This window comes from Stenotrophomonas sp. TWI602 (genome assembly GCF_039674045.1).
Lineage (GTDB): Bacteria > Pseudomonadota > Gammaproteobacteria > Xanthomonadales > Xanthomonadaceae > Stenotrophomonas.
The window spans coordinates 105,820-125,491 of the sequence record NZ_JBDJMT010000006.1; the positions used below are offsets into that span (position 1 = coordinate 105,820).

A 19,672-nucleotide genomic window follows, 5' to 3' on the forward strand; every position below is an offset into this window, starting at 1 on the left:
CTCCGGATCGCGGGAAAGGTCAAGGTGGATCGGTCGGGTCGGCGGATGTCGACTCGAGATGGGCCAGGGCGCGTTCCAATCGGACAATGAACGCCTCGATGCCAGATGCGCAATCCTCCGCACTGGCGCCGTCGTCGATTCTATCCTCGATGCGCTTGCTCTCATCGGCCAACGGTTCTGCCGACGCTATGACCAGCGCACCACGCAGGCGATGCAGCATGTGCTTGACGCCCTGCAGATCCCCGGTCTCCTGTGATCTCACCAGTGCGGCTATATCAGCACGCATGGTTTCCAGGAAGACCGTCCGCATCCGCGGAGTGACCGAGAGGACATCCGGGCTCGATCCGGTAACAGCCAAGGGGCTCAGATGTCGGTACAGATCGTCCAGCCGGATGGGCTTCACCAGACAGTCGGCCATGCCCACGCTGCGGCAACGCGCGCGCTCAATGGGGTCGGCATTGGCAGTGGCACCGAATATTGGGGCCGTGACGCCGTGCCCGTGCAGCCGCTCTGCCAGTGCATAGCCATCGACATGCGGCATGTTCAGGTCGGTGATGACCACATCGAAATGACGACGTGTCCAATAATCAAATGCCTCGGCGCCATCACTGGCGACGACGGCATGGCACCCGAGTCGTTCCAGCTGTTCACGCAGGATCATCTGGTTGATGGGGTTGTCCTCTGCGACCAGAACGCTCAGGTGGAGCGGCTGGAACGCCTTGGCCGACGGTTCTCTCTGCAGGGGCAGTGGGCGGCCGGCCGCGAGGAGCAGTGCATCGACCATCGCATCGAGGCGGTGCATGGATACCAGCCATACGCCGTTGACCTGTTGGGGATGATCGCCGCCGCCGGTGCGGGCGACCACGTGAGGGCCGTGCCATGCGCCGATCGGTCCATTCATGGGGATCTCCAGAAGAGGCGTGCCGGGGATCGCATCCATGCCCGGGTCCCGGTGAAGCCCCTGCGCGAGGAAACCGCGCTTGCGCAGACGGGCGCACAGGGTGTCAACCAGCTCGCCGGCCGGCGAGCGCACGTAAACGCGCTGCTCTGCGTCGGCGGAACGTCCGCTCGGGGAGGAATCCTCTGGCCGGTCCAGCTCGAGCTCGAAACTGAAACTGCTCCCAAGCCCCGTGTCACTCACCAATCTCAGTTGGCCGCCCATCAGGCCCAGCAGTTGCGCGCTGATCGCCAACCCAAGGCCGGTGCCCCGCTGCGCATCGGCGCCCGGATTGGCCTGATAGAACGCTTCGAAGAGATGCGCTTGATGGTGTTCCTCGATCCCGATCCCGGTATCGGCCACCTGCCAGGCGAGCGTCGCCTTTCGCCCGCTCACGTCCCGTGGCTGAAGCCGGATGACCACGCGGCCGGCCTCGGTGAACTTGATGGCGTTGCTGACCAGGTTGTTCAGGACCTGACGTATCCTCGCGCCGTCGCCGTGGACGTGCTCAGGCACGTCGCCATTAATGCAGGCATACAGCTGCAGGTTCTTCCGCGTCGCGGACGCGGCATACGAGCGGAGCACCTCTTCGGTGAGGTCGGCAGGGGAGAACAGCACGGGCTCCAGGACCAGCTGTCCGGCTTCGGCTTTGGACACGTCCAGGATGTCACCAATCAACTGCATCAACGTGGATGACGAATGCTGGATGGTGCTCAGGTAGTCTCTCTGCTGACTGTCCAACGCGGTGAGCCCGAGCAGCTCCAGCGTGCCCAGGACGCCGTACAGGGGGGTGCGGATCTCATGGCTCATGGTCGCCAGGAACAGGCTCTTGGCGCGGTTCGCCTGATCGGCCTCCTGCCGAGCCTGTTGTAGAACCTGCTCGGCTTCATGCTGCGCAGTGAGATCGATGAACAGGCAAAGGGTGACAGGCTCGCCGCGATACCGGGCTTGGGTGGTATTGATCAGCAGGTGGCGTCCATCCGGTGTCCGGTAGGGGATCGTGCGGCTCTGCCCGGATTTCACCAACGTCAGTGCATCTTGACGCCACGTGCCATCCCAGCCGGGAGCGTCGTGTCGAGCACCCAGCCACTCGCGAGCCAGCGCATTCTCCAGTACCACGCTGCCATCACTGCTGCGAAGAAGACACAGCCCGATCGGAGCGGCCTCCAGGACGGTACGGCTGAACGCCTCGCTCTCCTGCAGCCGTTCCTGATTCCTGCGCAGCGGCACCAGGACGGAGCGGCGGTAGCTGCGAAGCGCCACGATGCCACCGAGCGCAAGCAGGATGGCCGCAATCACGCCGCCGATCAGAGGCCAACGCTGGTGAAGCAGCACGCGCGCCCAGCCGACCTGATAGACCGCTTGCCAGCCTTCAGCGTCACGCATGCGATAGGTAATACTCCCTGCACTGTATTGTCTGCTTTGCCCGCTGCCACCATCGACCTCCGGCCCGTAGAGCAGCCGCCCGTCTGGGGCCAGGATCGAAAGCCGGTCGTAAATAGGCTCTCCAAGCACCTGCTGGTGGTCGTCGATGCGGGACACATCCAGCATGCAGGAGATCGCCGGGGTCCCGCCATTGGCCCATAGGGCCGCATCCTGGGGAGAGCGCATGATGGACAGCAGCCAACGGCTCCCATCGGCCAGATCGCGTCGGTGCCACCCCATGCCGCCGTTCTGCGGGCTCGTGATCGAGGCTTCTGCGTGAATGATGCCCATCATCCGGCGCAGGGTTGGATCCGCAGTGTTATCGGAACCGCTTATGGGGAGCGCATGCGGCACCAGCGCTGCCATCGTGCCGGCACCATCGAGCAGGAGGCAACGGGGCGACGGATAGCGCGAATCGGACCAAAAGCTGCCATAGAACCCTGAGAAAGCTCTGCCCAACTCCATTGCTGCGGGTGAAGGGGGGGATCCGGTGCTGCTTACGACGGAAAATGGAGAGAAGGCTGCGGGGTAAGGACTGGCGTCCAGAAAGCGTGGCGTGGCGCGCTTTGAATCCGCGGGATCCAGCTGATGGCCCTGCCAGCGCGCCATGAAGCGCTCTTGTTCGTGCAGCGCACCAGAAAGGCGCTTGAAGTGGAAATCAACCTTCTGCTGCTCTTCCCGAAGCAGCTGTAGCGAGCTGGAGAGAAGAAGACCGGCCTGAATGGTGGCCACGGCGATGGTGCCCACGAGCAGGCTGTGCAGCCACAGGGACCTGCGCGCAAGCAAGCGCACGGGAGTGGACTCGACCGGCATGCATATCTCGTCTGACGGGCGGAGCGGCCCTTGCGAAGGATAATCGATAGGAACCCTGCCGCGCACGGAACGGGGAAGGTCCCCCAGCGGTCTCACCCCTGCAACCATTCACGGGCTCCCGTGAGATGACCTGGTCACCCCAACCCGACAAAGTTCAGGCCCAGCGCCACCAGTTCCTGGTCGCTCCTCGTACCGAGCTTGCGCTTCGCACTGGCCTTCTGGGCGCTGACGGTAGAGCGGCTCCGATTGAATCTCGCCGCGATGTCACTCACGGTCTGGCCGTTGGAAAACAGCCTGACGACCTCCAGTTCCCGCGGCGACAGGCCGTGTCGAGGCGCTTGAGGGTGATCAGACGTTGCGCTGGAACGACCAGCGCTACGTGACCGATAAGTGCGCTGCATCCGTGCCGCTGCCAGCGCGCTGAGAAGCTCACCGGGATCCCCCGATTTGGTGATCACGCAGTGCGCCCCGACTCTGTACATCTCATCGATCATCCACGGGGTGGTGATCATTGTCAGAATCAGAATGGGGAGGCAGGGAAACGCCCTGTGCAGCCTCCCGATGAGCACGGAACCATCGCAGGTGCGGGAATCGCCTGGCATCACGTAGTCGGTGATCAGCATGTCAGGTTGTTGCGTATGGAGCGCCCTCATGAGTGCGGCGGAATCACTCGCCTGTGCAACCACCCGGAATCGGCCGTCCTGCTCGATCAGTTCACGAACGCCCGCCAGTATGAACGGGTGATCGTCGGCAATCACAACGCGGGATGTCCCTCGGCCGTCCTTGCGTTTCATCGGCCGTCATTCCGCTGGGCGCGCGTCTCACCATTCAAAAGTTCTGCGAAGGCGTTTGGGGGGATCGCGGCGGAGATCAGGTAGCCTTGCACCTGTGTGCAGCCGAGTGCACGGAGCGTGGACAGCTCTTCATCCGTCTCAACTCCTTCGGCGACGATGTTGAGGCCGAGCTTCTGGCCAAGCGTGATCACGGTGCTCAAGGCGCTCCGCAGTGCAGAATCCCGCGTGCAGCCATGTACCAGCGAACGATCGATTTTCACCTCGGTGAATGGAGCGCTCACCAGGTTGTGCACGGAGCTCAGTCCCTGTCCAAAGTCATCCTGGGCCAACCCGAAGCCTTTCATGCGCAGGCGGCAGGCACCAGCGTAATAGTCGCTCACGTGCCGGGTGGTGCTGCTCTCCATCAGCTCGAAACAAAGATCAGCAGGCGACCCGCCGTGCTCAATGGTCAGCTCCATCAGTTCCTCCGGCAAGGTGCTTCTCTCCAGGAGATGGGGAGGCAAATTGACTGATACGGGAATTCGAAAGCCCCTCGCGCGCCACTGGGCCTGCGCGCGAACGCTCATCTTCACCATGTGCTGCAGTAGTGCCAGCTCGAGTGAGTTTTCCTGGATCAACGGTAGGAACTGACCGGGCGATATCAAGCCCTGTTCTGGGTGGCACCAGCGGACCAACGCTTCGGCCGCCACCACAAGGCCGGAGCCCAGCGATTTTTTCGGCTGGAACCACGCCGTGATCTCACCGCTCTTCATGGCCCGCCACAACGTGTCGCGGCTTGCCGCCAACGGGAGCTTGGCCTCCTTGCTGACGGCGGCGACGCGATGCGCGCCCTCCTGCTTCTGGCTCAACAACGCCATTACATCGGCAACATCGCCAGGAGATACGGGCTTTGGCAGTATCGCAAGCACGCTGAATCCCAAGGATTCGGCCATCAGACGGGCGGAGAACATCATGCGTGTCGACGCCGAGCTGACCAATACCAGTGCCGGCTTTCGATCCTGGGCTGCCAGGCTCTGGATGAACTGAATGCCGTCTACCCCGGGCATCATCATGTCGGTCACGACCAGGTCGTAGGGACGCCAGTGGCACATCGCCAGCGCATCGGCGCCATCGCCCGAGGTATCTGCGTGGGTTCTCGAAGCGCTGTTGAAGAGCTGAGCCAGCATGCTGCGTTGGAAGGCCTGGTCTTCCAGGATCAGTACATGGCGGATGGTCATGCCGGTGCTCCGTGGGACAGTTGGGTCAGGGCGCGGCGCAAGGTACCGATGTCAACCGGCTTCGCCAGGTAGCCGGCCATGCCACTGGCAAAGCAGCGTTCACGCTCTTCGGGGGTGGCGCTGGCTGTCGCGCCGATCACTGGGACAAGGATGTCGTGCTGACGCAGGCTTCTGGTCAACGCATGCCCGCTCATGCGCGGCATGTTGATGTCGGTCAACACCACGTCGAACGGTTGCGACCGGCACAGCTCCAAAGCATGCTGGCCGTCGGTTGCTGTTAGGACGCTGCAGCCGAGTGTTTCCAGCTGCTCCTTCATGATGATGCGATTGATCGGATTGTCCTCGGCGACCAGCACCCGCAGGTCCAGCGCGTCGGGTCGGGATACCGCTGCCATCGGGACAGGGGCGTCGCTCTGTTGCAGCCGCGCCAACGCGTTTGCAATGGCGCGGATGCTGAACATTGTGACGGTGAGGTGGCGGGGGTTCTCCGGATCAACGACGGGCGTATCACCGGCATCAGGCAGCGCGGTGACGCGGGGCCCCCGCCAGCTGACGGGGGGAGAGCCGCGTGGGTCGCTGTCGAGCAGAATGGCGTCCTGGTCCGGCGCGAGCGGCATCCCCGGTTCAAAGCGATGCACGGTGGCACCCCACCGCTGCAGCCATTCGCTCCCACTATCTGCCAACTCGGAAACAGAGCACCGGACATAGATCAGCGGTTGCGCCAGCAACTTGGGCGCACTTCCCTCGGGCGTGGCCCGCGAATCGGCCTTCAGGGGCAGCACCATCGTGAAACTGCTGCCCAGGCCGGGCTCGCTGACCAGACGGATGTCGCCGTTCATCAGCCGCACCAGTCGGTCGCTGATGGACAATCCCAGCCCGGCACCTTCCAAGCGGTTGTGTGTGCCGATCTGACGGAAGGGTTCGAACAAACGCGCATGCTCGGCTTGGGCGATGCCTACGCCGGTATCCGTGACCTGCCAGCTTACGGACACCATATCCGCCTCACGGGCGACCAGCCGGACGCGCAGGCAGATGTTCCCGCTGTCAGTGAACTTGATCGCGTTGCTCAGCAGATTTCCCAGAATCTGCCGAATCCGACCAGCGTCGCCCACGACCTGGTCCGGCAGCCTGGGGTCGGTGCACACCATGATCCGTATTCCCTTCCGTTCAGCGGCTGCCGCATACGCACGAAGGGTCGACTCCGCCAGATCCAAAGGGGAGAACGGTGCCACGACCAAGGTGAGCTGACCCGATTCAATCTTGGTCACATCCAGAATCTCGCTGATCAGCTGAAGCAGGGCCGAAGATGATTGCTCGATGGTTGCAAGGTACTGGCTCTGTCGAGCGTCCAGTGACGTATGCGCCAACAGCTCCAGCGTGCCGAGCAGGCCATACAAAGGGGTCCGGATCTCGTGGCTCATCGTGGCAAGAAAGGCAGTCTTGGCTTGACTGGCGGCGTCAGCCGCCTGCTTTGCCGCGGACAAGACCGCCTGGATCTGACGATGTCTGCTCACGTCGTTGAAAACGCACAGCAGGACATCTTCGCCGTGATAGCGGGTCCGAGCGGCCAGCACCTGGAGTTGTCGGCCATCGCTGGTGGTGTAGTCCGCGCTGCGACGTTCGCCCAGCGGGTCCGCATTGCCGGTTCGAAGATTGCCCAGCCAGTCGCCTGCTGCGGCATCGTTGCCAAGCCAGTCACGTGCAAGCTGGTTCTCCACCATCGGGGTGCCATCGTGGCCGCGCAGCACGCAAACTCCGACCGGCGCCATCTCGATCACCGTGCTGCCGAAATCGAAGCTCTCCAGGAGTTGTCGATGCTGTAGCAGCGCCGGCTGGATCAACTGGCGGTCGATGCGTCGGGTCAGCGCACGCAGCGCAACCACGCCAGCCAGGGACATCAGCAGCGAAATGCCCAGATGGGGCGCGAGATCAACCAGCAGCAGGCTCAGGGGCGCGTGGTACACCAGCCGCCAGCCGTCTTCGCCAATGCCCTTGACCAGTGCCAGGCCCTGAGGACGAGCGCCATCCCAGATCCATCCGAACTCGTCCTGCGCATGCCGACGCATCCAGTTTGCGGAAGGGGAGCGCTCCCCTTGCGTCAGGACTGCCTCCCCGTGCTTGTCCAGCAAAGCAAAGTCGCCAATGCCATTGCCATTCAGGGTCTCGATCATGGCGTCCGAGTCAATCGCCAATCCCAGCCAGTGGGAAGCGTCTGGTTCCGCGCCGCCGATCGCCCGATAAAGATAAATGGGCGATCCCGTCTGTGTTGGTGCAACCCAGCGCACCCGGCTATCGCCAGGTCGTTCACCATCCGGTGCCAGCGGGCTTCCCACGGTGTGTTGTCGAGAGATGAAACTGGCGCTCGGCTCCTCGTGAGCAGCCGAGCGAACGGCCACTGAGGTGCCGTCAATGTGCACCAAGCGCACGCCAAAATCGGCCAACGTCTCTTCAGCCCGTGCCGACAGGAGCAGAGTCAATTCCTGTCCGTCGCCCGCCGTACCCAATCGGAGTCGACGAACGTTCCGGTCATCGTCATGCCTCGAGGCGCGCGCCTTCCGGCTGGAGGTGTGGACGTTGACGACCGAGTCGACCAGATAGTTCAGGAGGGCTTCGCGCTGGTCCACATAAAGCTGCGCTCGATACGCAGCAGCGTTCATCCCGCGCCTGTGTACGGAGACGTCATCGCCCAGCTGAACGAGGACGTAGAAGATCCCGGTACCGACCAGGCACAGCAGGATGCACGCCGACAGCCACCGCAGCAGCACGGTGGCTGCGACGGCAGGAGCGTCGATCGTGGGGTGCTGTGGGAGGAGGCGATGCATGAAAGCATGCTATGGAGAGGTATCAAGCCATTCCATCAGCCAATCCTTAAAGGCCGTCTCCTCACGCGGAGGTCGGCATGTCCGTTCAGCTCCGGCCAGACGGGGGCTGGAACTGCCAATAAGGGTGTTTCCTGTGGCTTTGACCATTTTTAGAATTGAATTCGATTCGGAGTCCAGCGTGTCCCAGAACATCTACGACAATCAGGCGTTTTTTGATGGCTATGCCCGACTGCCGCGCTCGCAGTTCGGTCTGGAGGCCGCACCCGAGTGGCCGGCGATCCAAGCTATGCTCCCTGTGCTGACGGGAAAACGGGTTCTGGACCTTGGCTGTGGATACGGTTGGTTTTGCCGCAGGGCACGAGCCGCAGGAGCCGTCAAAGTGCTCGGTATCGACTTGTCCGAAAAAATGCTCACACGAGCTCGAGAGCTCACCGAGGACACCGACATCAGTTACCAGCGTGGCGATCTGGAGCGGCTGATGCGGGCGATGCAGGATTGGTGCCCGCCCTTTCCCGGTTTCCATCTCTACTACCCAAGCCGCCGCCAGAACTCGCCGGCGTTCGCGCTGCTGGTCGAAGCGCTTCGATGGGGTGGTGATGACGCACTGCTGAGAAAACCTCAGTAGTCCATGAATCCGGGGGCTGCTTATCAGTCCCCGCGGCGTGGGCCACCATGGCGCCCACTGAAAACACGTCCGAGCTCTGTCGCGCGTCGTCCGCGCTGCCCAACGCCACGTCCCTGTCTCGTCCCTGCGCACTGTGCAGGGCGGCAACGCCATTCCTGTTCCAGAGAGTGCTCCCCATGCCCCCTGTCGCCACCTCCCTCCCCGCGCAGAGCGACGCGCATCACGCTGCCGCCGCGCCGGCGCACTGGGCCGGCATCTTCGCCATGACCCTGTGCGTGTTCTGCCTGGTCGCCTCGGAATTCATGCCGGTCAGTCTGTTGACGCCCATCGCCACCTCGCTCGGCGTTACCGAAGGGTGGGCCGGCTATGGGATTGCCATCTCCGGTGCCTTCGCCGTCATCACCAGCCTGTTCATCGCCCGCATCGCAGGTGATCTCGACCGCAAGACACTGCTTCTGCTGCTCACCGTGGTGATGGGCATCTCCGGTGTCATCGTCAGCCTCGCCCCCAGCTATCCGGTCTACATGATCGGGCGCGCGCTGATCGGTGTGGTCATCGGCGGCTTCTGGTCGATGTCGGCCGCGATCGCGATACGGGTGGTACCGGCCGCGAGCGTGCCCAAGGCGCTCGCCGTCTTCAATGGCGGCAATGCGCTGGCGACGGTCGTGGCAGCCCCGCTGGGCAGCTACCTCGGCGGCATCATCGGCTGGCGCGGCGCCTTTCTGTGCCTGTTGCCGATCGCCGTGATCGCACTGGTGTGGCAATGGATCAGTCTTCCTGCCCTGAAGCCGGCGCCTCGCCAGGCGACCGGCAGCATCTTCGCTGTTCTCCGGCGCCCGCTCGTGCTGCGCGGGATGGCCGCCGTCGGGGTGTTCTTCAGCGGTCAGTTCATGCTGTTCACCTACCTGCGCCCGTTCCTTGAAACGGTGACGCATGTGAGCGTGGGCATGCTGTCGATGCTGCTGCTCGCGCTGGGGGTGGCCGGCTTCATCGGCACCGTGCTCATCGGGGGATGCATCCGGAAGAGCGTCTACCTGCCGCTGATGATCATCCCGCTGGTCATGGCCGTCATCGCGCTGGGGCTTACCGTCTTCGGTCACTCCAGCCGCATGGCCTTCGTGCTTCTCGCTGCCTGGGGCCTGGTGGCGACGGCTGCACCGGTCGCCTGGTGGGCATGGCTGGCCCGGTCCATGCCCGATGATGCCGAGGCCGGTGGCGGGCTGATGGTGGCGGTCGTGCAGCTCTCCATCGCGCTGGGTTCCACGGTGGGCGGGCTGCTTTTCGACGGCAGTGGCTACCGCGCGACCTTCATCGTCAGCGCGGCGGTGCTGCTTGCCGGTTCGCTGCTGGCGGCACTTACCGCGCGCACCCGCACGTCATAGTGCGGGATGGCGCAGCGCGTTGATGAGGGCGGCAAACGCAGGCGATCCCTGCCGGCGGTTGGGGTAGTAGAGGTGGTAGCCGGAAAACAGCGGACACCACTCGTCCAGTACCTGCACCAGCTGGCCGCTGGCGAGGTAGGGCGCGGCAAGATCCTCGGTCACATACGCCAGTCCAATGCCATCCACGGCGGCATTGATGACATGGAACATGCTGTTGAACACCAGCTGCCCCTCTCCCTTGACGCTGAATTCCTTGCCGTCCTTTTCGAACTCCCATGCATAGATGCTGCCTGCGGGCCGGTGACGGATGTTGACGCAGGGCAACCCCGTGATCTCGTACGGCGTACGGGGTTTGGGATGGCGCTGGAAGTACGCAGGCGAGCCCACCACCACCAGCCGCCAGTCCGGACCAATGCGGACGGCGATCATGTCGTTGCTCAGCGCCTCGCCCAGGCGGATGCCCGCGTCGAAGCGTTCCTCGACCACGTTGGTGAATCCGTAGTCCACGTAGAACTCCAGCGTGATGTCCGGGTACGCGGCCAGGAAGGTCGCCAGCCTGGGCCGGATCACCATCTCGATGGCATCGTCGCTGCAGGTGATGCGAAGGGTGCCGGCGGGGCGGTCACGGAGATCGCCGAGCGCATCCACGCTCTCGCCGATGGCGTCGAAATGCGGGCCGATCGAGCGCATCAGCCGCTCGCCCGCTTCGGTGGGCGCGACATTGCGCGTGGTCCGTGCCAGCAGCCGGACCCCCAGGCGCGCCTCGAGCTGTTTCAGGGTGTGGCTCAGCGCCGATGCAGAGACCCCGAGCCGTGCCGCGGCCTTGGTGAAGCTCTGCTCCCTGGCGACGGCCAGAAACGCCTGCAGATCGTTGGTTTTCAGGACAGCCATTGCTGATTCCGCATCAGGAGTCGGGCGCGATGCCCACAGTAACACCACGAATTGTGAGCAGAGCTCAGCACGCCTTCCACATTCCCCCGGCTAATCACGGTGGTTGCGGAGGGCTACCGTGGGTCCGGCCTACCAACGCCCTGCATTTCTCACTGAGTACCTCTCATGAAACGACTTGCCCTGCTGCTGGCGCTGGCCGCCAGTTCCTTCACGACCCTGGGAGCCACGATGCCTACCGGTGCAGACAATTTCTACAAAAGTGACACGGTCACCGTTGAACGGGTGACCTTCAAGAACCAGTACCACATGGAGGTGGTGGGGAATCTCGTCCGGCCCAAGGCGACATCGAACGCCACCGCGTCGGCCGCGGTGATCGTCGGCCACCCGATGGGGGCGGTCAAAGAGCAGAGCTCCATGCTGTATGCGCAGAAGCTGGCCGAGCAGGGCTTCGTCACCCTGGCGATCGATCTGCCCTTCTGGGGAGAGAGCGAAGGCGAGCCGCGCAATCTGGTCGCGCCCGAGATGTACAGCGAAGCTTTCAGTGCCGCAGTGGACTACCTGGGGACCCGCGACTTCATCGACCGCACGCGTATCGGTGTGCTCGGCATCTGTGGCAGCGGCAGTTTCGCCATCAGCGCGGCCAAGATGGATCCGCGGCTGCGGGCCATTGCCACGGTCAGCATGTATGACATGGGCGACGTGACGCGCAACGGTCTGGGCCAGTCGGTGTCGCTGGAACAGCGCAAGGCGATGTTGGCCAAGGCGGCCGAGCAGCGCTACACCGAGTTCACGACCGGCAAGGGAATCTTCCTCGACTATCTTCCCATCCAGCTGCCCGCCGATGCCGATCCCGTGACCCGCGAGTTCTGGGCGTTCTACCGTACCCCGCGTGGCATCGCCATTCCCAAGGGCCGCACGCTGGAGACCACGCAGAACCGCATGCTGACCAGCGAAGTCCGCTTCGTGAACTTCTATCCGTTCAATGACATCGAGACGATCTCGCCACGCCCGATGCTGTTCATCGCCGGCAGCGAGGCCCACTCGCTGGAGTTCAGCCAGAAGGCCTACGCGCTGGCCGGGCAGCCCAAAGCGCTGCATATCGTTCCCGGTGCTGGACACGTGGATCTTTATGATCGCGCCGACCTGATTCCGTTCGAGACACTGACGCGGTTCTTCAGGAGCAACCTGAGCGCCGACTGACACCGGCGCAGGGTGCGGGGCGGCCATCGCGTCCGGGCTGCACCCGGACGCGATGGTTTCACGTCCGCCAGGTCCGGCTCAGGGCTTGATCTGGCCGGTCCAGGACTTGCTCATGATCTTCCACTGGCCATCGGTCTTGAGCAGGACCACGTAGTCCACGCCGTCCCAGCCGGGGTAATCCAGCATCACGCGGACGGCGGCCAGATTGGTGGCCATGTCCACGATTTCATAGCGGCGCTTGCGCTGGGCCTCGTTGGCCGCCGGCGTGCCGTTGAAGCCTTCTGCGAACTGTTCCCCGGTCCGCATCTGCAGCGCGCTGCCACGGGCTTCGGAGTAGCCGATCATCACGCCGTCTGCCCGGAAGACGTCCTTGGCCAACGTGTTGTCGGCAGTGATGTAGGCGCGCATGAAGGTCTGCATGACCTTGTCCACCGCCTCACGATCGGTGCTCTGCGCCATGGCCGAGGTGGGGAGCAGCAGGAACAGGCTGGCGGCAAGGCCAACGGATCGAATCGATACTTTCATGGTGTTTCCTCAGGGGTGTGGTGTGTGGGAGATCAGGGTTGAGCGGCTGCCTGGTTGGACGCCTGCACGGTGTGGACGCGAAGCGCCTCGACCACGGCCTGCGCCACCGGCGTGGCAGAGGCATAGTTCTGCCCGGTCACCAGCCGGCCATCGACTTCGACATGCGGGTCATCGCTTTCCACCGTCCGGAAGGCACCGCCGCGGGACACGACGGTCTGGCGGATCAGGAACGGGAACTGGTGGAAGTAGGGCGCATTCTGGCGTTCGTGCTCTTCGGGGTAGCCGCTGATGCGCTTGCCCGAGACCAGGTACTGGCCGCCGGCAAGCTGGAGATTCACGATGCCTGCCGTCCCGTGGCAGACCGCCGAGATGACCCCGCCGTTGCCCTCGTAGACCTGCATGGCAATGCGCTGCAGCGCCACGTTCTCGGCGACCCCGTACATGGCATTGCTGCCGCCCACGTAGTACACCGCCCGGTACTGCGTGGGATCGATCTGTGCCGGGGTGACGGTGCCGCGCAGCCCGCGCATGATCCGGGCATCGTCCAGACGGTGCGCCACGTCGTCGCTGACGTAGTCATCCAGAATCGGTACGGCGCCGCCGTCGGGCGATACGAAGTCCACCGCGTAGCCGGCGGCATGGAAGACATCCCAGGCATGCACGACCTCGCCAAAGCTGACGCTGGCCGGGAGCGTGGAGGTTCCATGCACCGTGGCGCTGGCGAGGATGAACAGGATGCGGTCCTGCTGGCCGCCAGCGGGCTGCCCCACGGCCGCGGGGACGGTGCTCCGCGGCGCAGCGTCGGTGGTGCAGGTACCGCCCAGCCAGACGCTGAGCAGGAGCAATACGAAGGTGGCGATGGTACGTAACGTCTGCATGGCACTGACTCGCAGGAAGGAGCCAGCACCCTATCCAATCGCTTTCAAATCAATGTATTGCAGCGCCTTCCCGGAGTGCGGGAATCGATTCTAGGAGTGTGTGGCGGCCGTGCGGTAGGCCGCCGGGGTGACGCCCTCGCACTTCTTGAACGCGCTGTAGAAGGTCGACATGGACTGGAAGCCCGCTTCCTGCGCCACGATATCCAGCGGCTTGGGAGGCTGCTGTTGCAGGATGGCCTTGGCTTCGATCACCCGCAGCTGGGTGAGGTACTGCTTGAACGAGGTCTGGTTGTTGTCGTTGAGCAGCTGCGATAGCCGGGTCTGGGGCATGCCAAGCCGGCGGGCGAGGCGGGGCAGGGTCAGGGCGGGGTCCAGATGCAACCGCTCGCGCGCCATCAGCTCGGCCAGGGCCTGGAGTTGAACGGCGGCGTCGGACGCGGGAATTCGACGGTCCTGATAGGGCTCGATCGGCGCCCGGCCCGAGCGCAGCCGGAGCCCGACCAGAACGCTCACCGCCAGAACGAAGGTGAAGGACAGCGCGCCGACGATATAGGACGTGTAACCGGCCGTGTAGTACGCGATCCAGATGATCCAGATGCCCGCCAGCGCGCCGAGCAGCAGCGGGGCGGACGGCGAGGACAGCAGCCGGGCGCGGTGGCGATACATCTGCACGGTGGTGAGCAGCAGATAGCCCAGCCAGGCATAGTTGATGCCCGGCGTGATGACGTACCGCCACAGCTCGATATTGCGGGTGTACGGCAGCAGGACATTCACTGCCACGGCAAGCACCAGCAGCGCGACGAGGTGCCACCGGCCGTTCGTGTCCGTCCCGGCAGTCTCCCGTTGGCTGGAGCGCACCAGAAAGTAGAGGCAGGGGCCGATCAGGAAACAGGCGGTCAGCCCGAGCTGGAGAACGACCAGCGGAATATCCGGCCAGAAGTGGAAGGCCACGGACTTTCCGGTCCGCACACCCACCATCAGGATCAGCAGCGACAGCCAACGCTGCGTGGGCTCGCCCTTGGCGCGCCACCACAATACCGACGCCGCGACGATGCCATTGAAGGCGCCCAGCATCGCGAAGAAGAACAGAAAGTGTTGGCTGAGCATTGGCGCAGTATTGAGAAAATACGCGGCCCGTCAAGCGGGTCGCTTTTACCCACGTGTATTCTCTGCGCATGGATGACACTCAATTTCTGGCGCGGCGACGCCGGCTGTTGGCCGCGCTTGCGGGCGCCGCAGTGTTGCCCTCGTGCGCGCGTGGCAATGCGGTCGGGGGGGCGGTGGCCGTGCCGATGCTGGCGTCCGAGCGGGCGGGGATGGCGCCGTATCTGTTCCTGACCGTCACCAGCGCCACACGCAGCGTGGAGGAACTCGCGCAGCTGGTGCAGTCCACGCTGCTGCCGGCGTTGGCACCTGCAGACATCCTGCACGCGTATGGTCCGGTGGCCGGCGCGATACAGCTGTGGATGGCGCTGGAGCCTCACATGCTGGACCACTACGGTGTGAGCGTGGATGCCGCGCTGTCCCTGCTGGCCGGCGCCGTGGACGGCACCGTAAGCCCGGTGCCGGGCCGCAACACACTCGATGCGTGGGCGATCCAGCGCACCCACACCCGGGCCGAGGTGAACGCCAACGACATCACGCTGTCGCTGCCAGGCGAGAGCCACGCGCCGCTGTTTGCCTTGGGCAGCTCGCACTACGCGCTGGCGCCCCCGCCGTGGTCGAGCCAGGCCTGTTACTCCTTCATGCTCGAGCCACGCCGTCGCGTGGTCGCACCGTTCGAGCAGCACTGCCAGGCACTGCTCGACGCTGCGGCCGACGTCCTCCCCGATGATCTGCAGATCCAGATGGGACGACTGGGGGATTTCATGAAGGCCGTGCCTACGCTGTACGTGAGCGTGAAGGATGACGACTCATGACGCCGGCGACTTGCGTTGGCCGCTCCATGATTTGCTCACGATCATCCACTTGCCATCGATGTTCAGCAGGGCAAGGTAGTCTTCGCCATCCCAACCAGGGTAGTCCAGCGTCAGCTTCACCTGCGCAGCGTGTGGGGTGACGCCAGCAGGCTGCCTGATCCCAGTCGGATCAAGGGCGCGCACTACGTTCCAGGACGCGGGGATTCGATTCCCGGAGTCCTCCCGTCAGCGCACCTCGGCAAGCACCGCGCGCACCCGCAGGGCCAACTCCTCCAGCGTGAACGGTTTGCCGATCAGGTGGACGCTGGGGTCCAGTACGCCGTCGTGCTCCAGCGCATTGCGACTGTAGCCGGTGGTGAACAGCACTTTCAGATCCGGGCGCCGCTTCAGGGCCTCATCGGCCAGCTGTCGCCCGTTGACCTCGGGCATCACCACATCGGTGAACAGCAGGGCGATATCGGGATGGCTGTCGAGCAGGGCAAGCGCGGTGGCGGCCCCTTCGGCGGCGAGCACCGGGTAGCCCAGCTCGCTCAACGCATCGATGGAGAACTGGCGGACGCCGGGCTCGTCTTCCACGATCAGCACCCGCTCGCGGCCCCCACTCAGCGGAGCGGTACCGCTGGTTGTCGGCGAAGGCGTGGCGGCGATGTCGGCCATGAGGCGCGGCAGATACAGGGTCACCGTTGTTCCCTGCCCGACGGTAGAGCGGATCTTCACGTGACCGGCCGACTGTTTGACGAAGCCATACACCTGCGACAGGCCAAGCCCCGTGCCTTGTCCCACCTTTTTCGTGGTGAAGAACGGATCGAATGCCTTGGCGACCACCTCCGGCGGCATGCCGCTGCCGTTGTCGGCCACGGTGATCAGAACGTATTGGCCATCGGGAACCTCCGCCGGGGCGGAGCCAGCGCCCGCGGTGATCTCGCCGTTGGCGGTTTCCACCGTGAGGCGCCCACCGCCAGGCAGCGCATCGCGCGCATTGACGGCCAGGTTGAGAATCACGTTCTCCAGCTGATTGGCATCGGCGAACGTCCGCCACAGGTCGGCGGCCAGTACGGTCTGCAGGCGGATGCTGCTGCCCAGCGAATGCACCAGCAGGTCGGACATGCCCGCCACCAGCTGGTTCACATCCAGTGGCACCGGCTGCAATGGCTGCTGGCGCGAGAACGCCAGCAACCGCTGGGTGAGCTGTGCCGCCCGGGTGGCGCCGTCGATGGCCATGTCGATGTAGCGCTTGGTGCGCGGGTCGTTGTCGCCGAGCCGCATCGCCAGCAGATCCAGCGGGCCGATCACGGTCGCCAGCATGTTGTTGAAGTCGTGGGCGATACCGCCGGTGAGCTGGCCGACGGCCTCCATCTTCTGACTCTGCCGAAGCGCATCTTCCACGCGGGTGCGCTCGGCGACCTCTTCGAGCACGCGGCTTTCCAGCTGCTCGTTCAATTCCTTCAAGCGGGCGTCGGCGATCTTGCGCGCGGTGATCTCGATCACCACCCCAACCACGCGGACGCAGCGGTCGCCCTCGAAGTGTCCCCGGCCCTTGGCCGCGACCCAGCGCACGATCCCGTCTTCCTTGCCGACCGTGCGGTACTCCACGTCATAGAGCGCGCGCTGGGCCGGATCAGCCGCGGCGGCAAAGGCGGCGAGGGTCGCTGCACGGTCGTCGGGGTGGATGCCTTCGTTGAAATCACGCAGCGACACCGGAACATCGGCGGAGATGCCGAACATCGCCTTGGTCCGGGGCGGCCAGATCAAGGCGTCCGCCACCAGGTCGACATCCCAGAAGCCCATGTCGCCTGCCTCGGTGGCAAACCGCAGGCGCTCCTCGCTTTTGGCCAGGGCGGCCTCGGCGGCTTCACGCACGGTCAGATCCAGCATCGCGCCGATCATCCGCAGCGGCTCGCCCACCGCACCACGCAGGACGGTGGCGCGGTCGAGCACGGAGGCGAAACTGCCATCGGCGCGGCGGAACCGGTATTCGTTGTTCCACGCGGTACCGTCGCCTTCGATCACGGCATGGATATCCGCATCGACGCGCGCCCGGTCGTCGGGGTGGATATGGTCCAGCCACCACTGCGCGCTGGTTTCGCTCAGCGCATGGCCGAACAGCGTGGTCAGTGCCTCGTTCCAGATCACGTGACCATCGGAGATGCGCCAGTCCCAGATCGCATCGTTGGTGGCCTGCGCGGCCAGCCGATAGCGCTCCTCCACTTCAGCATGACGGGCTTCGGCCGCCTTGCGGTCGGTGATGTCCAGCGAAGTGCCGACCAAGCCCACCACGGTTCCGTCGGCATCACGCAACGGCGATTTGGTGGACAGCCAGCAGGCGCGCCGGCCATCGGCAAAGCTCACGTCTTCTTCGAGCTGCTCGGTCTGGCCGCTGGCCATGACCCGCTCGTCGGTGGCCATCACCGTGGCGGCCTGGGCCGGGTCGCTGAGCAGTTCGGCATCGGTGCGCCCCACATACACCTCGGGTGGCAGACCGATCAGATCGGTGGTGCCACGGTTGCCGATCAGGATCCGGCCCTGGCGGTCCTTGGCGTACACCACACCCGGCGCGGCCTCCACGAACGAACGCAGCAGGGTCTGCGCCTGGTCACGCTCGGCCTCCACCCGCCTGCGGTCATCGATGTCGATCAGCACGCCGGGAAACCCGACCGCGTTTCCGCTGGCATCCAGATCGACCCGGCCGATGGCCTCGATCCAGCGATAGGCACCGTCCGCGCCGCGGGTGCGGTACTGGTGGGCATAGCGACCGCCACGGCGCACGGCGTCGGCGATCGCCTCCGCCAGACCCGGGCGGTCCTCGGGGTGAACGGCGGACACCACCTGCTCCAGGCGCAGTTCACTGCGCGCGAGTGCGGGGTCCAGGCCATGCACCTCGGCGAGGGCATCGTCGATGGTCAGACTGTCGCGGGCGACATCCCAGAACCAGGTGCCGATGATTGCGCCGGCGGCCAGCGCCAGTTTGACGCGCTCGGTATCCCGTTCGCCGTGGGAACCCGTGGTAGGTGAAGAGCTCAAGCGGTACCTGCGATCAGCGGGGGGCGGCCGCCCTAGCGTATCGCTGCGGGGTGTCGCTGTGGAACCCTCCCAGCGCTGCGCGGCAGCGCCTCAGGGAATCAACCGCGCCGCCCGCAGCCGCGTGAACAGCGCGAAGAACGCATCGTCACTGGGCTGGTAATCCAGGAACCCCATCCGGCGGCTCTTTGACATGTCCGTCACCACTTCCAGCGGGCGCCCGAGATCGGCATCGGTGTGCCAGGGCGAGATCAGCTGGTGGATGTCAGACTCGGCCAGGCCGTGGGTGGCGGCCAGCGACGACCACAGCGCGGCATCATCGGCCATCTGCTCGGCGAGCGGACGGACCTGACCACTGAACGGCACGGCCTCGATATCGAACCACGCGGCGATCCGGCCCCACATCCAGCGCCAGCGGAACACATCGCCATTGACCACGTTGAAGGCCTGGTTGGCGGCGGCCGGGGTCTGCGTCGCCCACAACAGGTGCCGTGCCAGCTGTCCGGCATCGGTCATGTCGGTCAGCCCGTCCCACTGCGCGAGGGAGCCGGGGAACTGGAACGGGCGCCCGGTGTGGCGGCACAGGGTGGCATGCACGGCCAGCGTGGTGCCCATGTTCATGGCATTGCCCACCGCTGCGCCGATCACGGTATGCGGGCGATGCACGCTCCAGTGGAAGCCATCGCGGGCGGCGGCGGCAAACACCTCGTCTTCCTGTGCGTAGTAGAAGTTGTCCACGGGCAGGCGCGGTTGTTCTTCACGGAAGGGCGTCTGCGGCAGGTTGCCCTGCGCGTACGCCTCGAACGGTCCCAGGTAATGCTTCAGGCCCGTGACCAGTGCCACATGCTGCACGCTGCCGGCTGGCTGCAGTGCATCCAGCAGATGGCGCACCATCGCGCTGTTGACCCGGATGTTTTCGGCCTCGTTGGCCTGCCGGGACCAGGTGGTGATGAACACGTGCGTGGGGGCCAGTCCGGACAGCGCGGCGCGCGTGGCCTGCGCATCGCGCAGGTCGGCGCAGACGCCGTGGGCGCCGGCGGGCAGCGAATCGGGCCGACGGGCCAGGCCGTGGACGTCCCAGCCCTCCTGCAGCAGTCGTTGTATCAGTGCACTGCCCACGATGCCCGTTGCACCGACCACCAACGCTTTCTGCTTCACGATGTCGCCTCTTTCATTGCTTTACAGGCGCACACCTTAGGATATCGAGGTACGCCTCGAAAGAAGGC

14 protein-coding genes and 1 pseudogene are annotated in these 19,672 nt (G+C 64.8%); 4 read left to right on the forward strand and 11 right to left on the reverse strand.

The genetic code is table 11. From position 1 onward, the window contains the following. Window positions 1–19 precede the first annotated feature (19 nt). The 4 genes from ABE483_RS08705 to ABE483_RS08720 form a co-directional block, all read right to left on the reverse strand. On the reverse strand, window positions 20–3,175 hold the full coding sequence (locus ABE483_RS08705) for a response regulator (RefSeq protein WP_346481521.1): 3,156 nt from the start codon (window positions 3,173–3,175) through the stop codon (window positions 20–22). Between the two features lie 134 nt (window positions 3,176–3,309). Beyond that, window positions 3,310–3,969, reverse strand: coding sequence for a response regulator transcription factor (locus tag ABE483_RS08710; protein ID WP_346481522.1), 660 nt, complete (start codon window positions 3,967–3,969; stop codon window positions 3,310–3,312). Further along, window positions 3,966–5,186, reverse strand: coding sequence for an EAL domain-containing response regulator (locus tag ABE483_RS08715; RefSeq protein ID WP_346481523.1), 1,221 nt, complete (start codon window positions 5,184–5,186; stop codon window positions 3,966–3,968). The genes ABE483_RS08710 and ABE483_RS08715 overlap by 4 nt, the downstream gene beginning before the upstream one ends. Beyond that, window positions 5,183–8,008 carry a response regulator gene (locus ABE483_RS08720; protein WP_346481524.1) on the reverse strand — a complete coding sequence of 942 codons (2,826 nt, stop codon included), beginning with the start codon at window positions 8,006–8,008 and terminating at the stop codon, window positions 5,183–5,185. Before ABE483_RS08720 ends, ABE483_RS08715 begins: the two co-directional genes overlap by 4 nt. Here ABE483_RS08720 and ABE483_RS08725 point away from each other — a divergent pair. Together ABE483_RS08725 and ABE483_RS08730 are read left to right on the forward strand one after the other, a co-directional pair. After that, a pseudogene (locus ABE483_RS08725) lies at window positions 8,007–8,477 on the forward strand (methyltransferase domain-containing protein); the annotation flags it as partial. The gene ABE483_RS08720 and the pseudogene ABE483_RS08725 overlap by 2 nt on opposite strands. A 203-nt stretch (window positions 8,478–8,680) precedes the next feature. Beyond that, window positions 8,681–10,015: an MFS transporter gene (locus ABE483_RS08730; RefSeq protein ID WP_346481525.1), complete on the forward strand. Its 1,335-nt coding sequence runs from the start codon at window positions 8,681–8,683 to the stop codon at window positions 10,013–10,015. On the opposite strand, the gene ABE483_RS08735 is transcribed toward ABE483_RS08730, so the two are convergent. Further along, window positions 10,010–10,906 (reverse strand): LysR family transcriptional regulator, encoded by an 897-nt coding sequence (locus ABE483_RS08735; protein ID WP_123730014.1) that lies wholly within the window; start codon window positions 10,904–10,906, stop codon window positions 10,010–10,012. The genes ABE483_RS08730 and ABE483_RS08735 overlap by 6 nt on opposite strands. Before the next feature lie 165 nt (window positions 10,907–11,071). On the opposite strand from ABE483_RS08735, the gene ABE483_RS08740 reads away from it, so the two are divergent. Further along, window positions 11,072–12,106, forward strand: a complete 1,035-nt coding sequence (locus tag ABE483_RS08740; protein ID WP_346465869.1) for an alpha/beta hydrolase — start codon at window positions 11,072–11,074, stop codon at window positions 12,104–12,106. A 78-nt stretch (window positions 12,107–12,184) separates the two neighbouring features. On the opposite strand, the gene ABE483_RS08745 is transcribed toward ABE483_RS08740, so the two are convergent. The 3 genes from ABE483_RS08745 to ABE483_RS08755 form a co-directional block, all read right to left on the reverse strand. Further along, window positions 12,185–12,631: a nuclear transport factor 2 family protein gene (locus ABE483_RS08745; protein ID WP_121040371.1), complete on the reverse strand. Its 447-nt coding sequence runs from the start codon at window positions 12,629–12,631 to the stop codon at window positions 12,185–12,187. A 32-nt stretch (window positions 12,632–12,663) separates the two neighbouring features. Beyond that, window positions 12,664–13,509, reverse strand: a complete 846-nt coding sequence (locus tag ABE483_RS08750) for a type 1 glutamine amidotransferase domain-containing protein (protein WP_346481526.1) — start codon at window positions 13,507–13,509, stop codon at window positions 12,664–12,666. A 90-nt stretch (window positions 13,510–13,599) separates the two neighbouring features. Further along, window positions 13,600–14,616, reverse strand: a complete 1,017-nt coding sequence (locus ABE483_RS08755) for a helix-turn-helix domain-containing protein (RefSeq protein WP_346481527.1) — start codon at window positions 14,614–14,616, stop codon at window positions 13,600–13,602. A gap of 68 nt (window positions 14,617–14,684) precedes the next feature. Here ABE483_RS08755 and ABE483_RS08760 point away from each other — a divergent pair, with 68 nt between their 5' ends. Next, the gene (locus tag ABE483_RS08760) at window positions 14,685–15,428 is read left to right on the forward strand and encodes a hypothetical protein (protein ID WP_346481528.1); all 744 of its coding nucleotides are present in this window, start codon (window positions 14,685–14,687) and stop codon (window positions 15,426–15,428) included. Here ABE483_RS08760 and ABE483_RS08765 read toward each other — a convergent pair. The 3 genes from ABE483_RS08765 to ABE483_RS08775 form a co-directional block, all read right to left on the reverse strand. Next, on the reverse strand, window positions 15,423–15,611 hold the full coding sequence (locus ABE483_RS08765; protein WP_313212940.1) for a nuclear transport factor 2 family protein: 189 nt from the start codon (window positions 15,609–15,611) through the stop codon (window positions 15,423–15,425). The two genes, ABE483_RS08760 and ABE483_RS08765, sit on opposite strands and share 6 nt — an antisense overlap. 42 nt (window positions 15,612–15,653) lie before the next feature. Further along, complete coding sequence (locus tag ABE483_RS08770; protein ID WP_346481529.1) at window positions 15,654–18,449, reverse strand: PAS domain-containing protein; 2,796 nt, start codon at window positions 18,447–18,449, stop codon at window positions 15,654–15,656. Window positions 18,450–18,539: 90 nt separating this feature from the next. Next, complete coding sequence (locus tag ABE483_RS08775; protein WP_313212949.1) at window positions 18,540–19,607, reverse strand: SDR family oxidoreductase; 1,068 nt, start codon at window positions 19,605–19,607, stop codon at window positions 18,540–18,542. Between the last annotated feature and the right edge of the window lie 65 nt (window positions 19,608–19,672).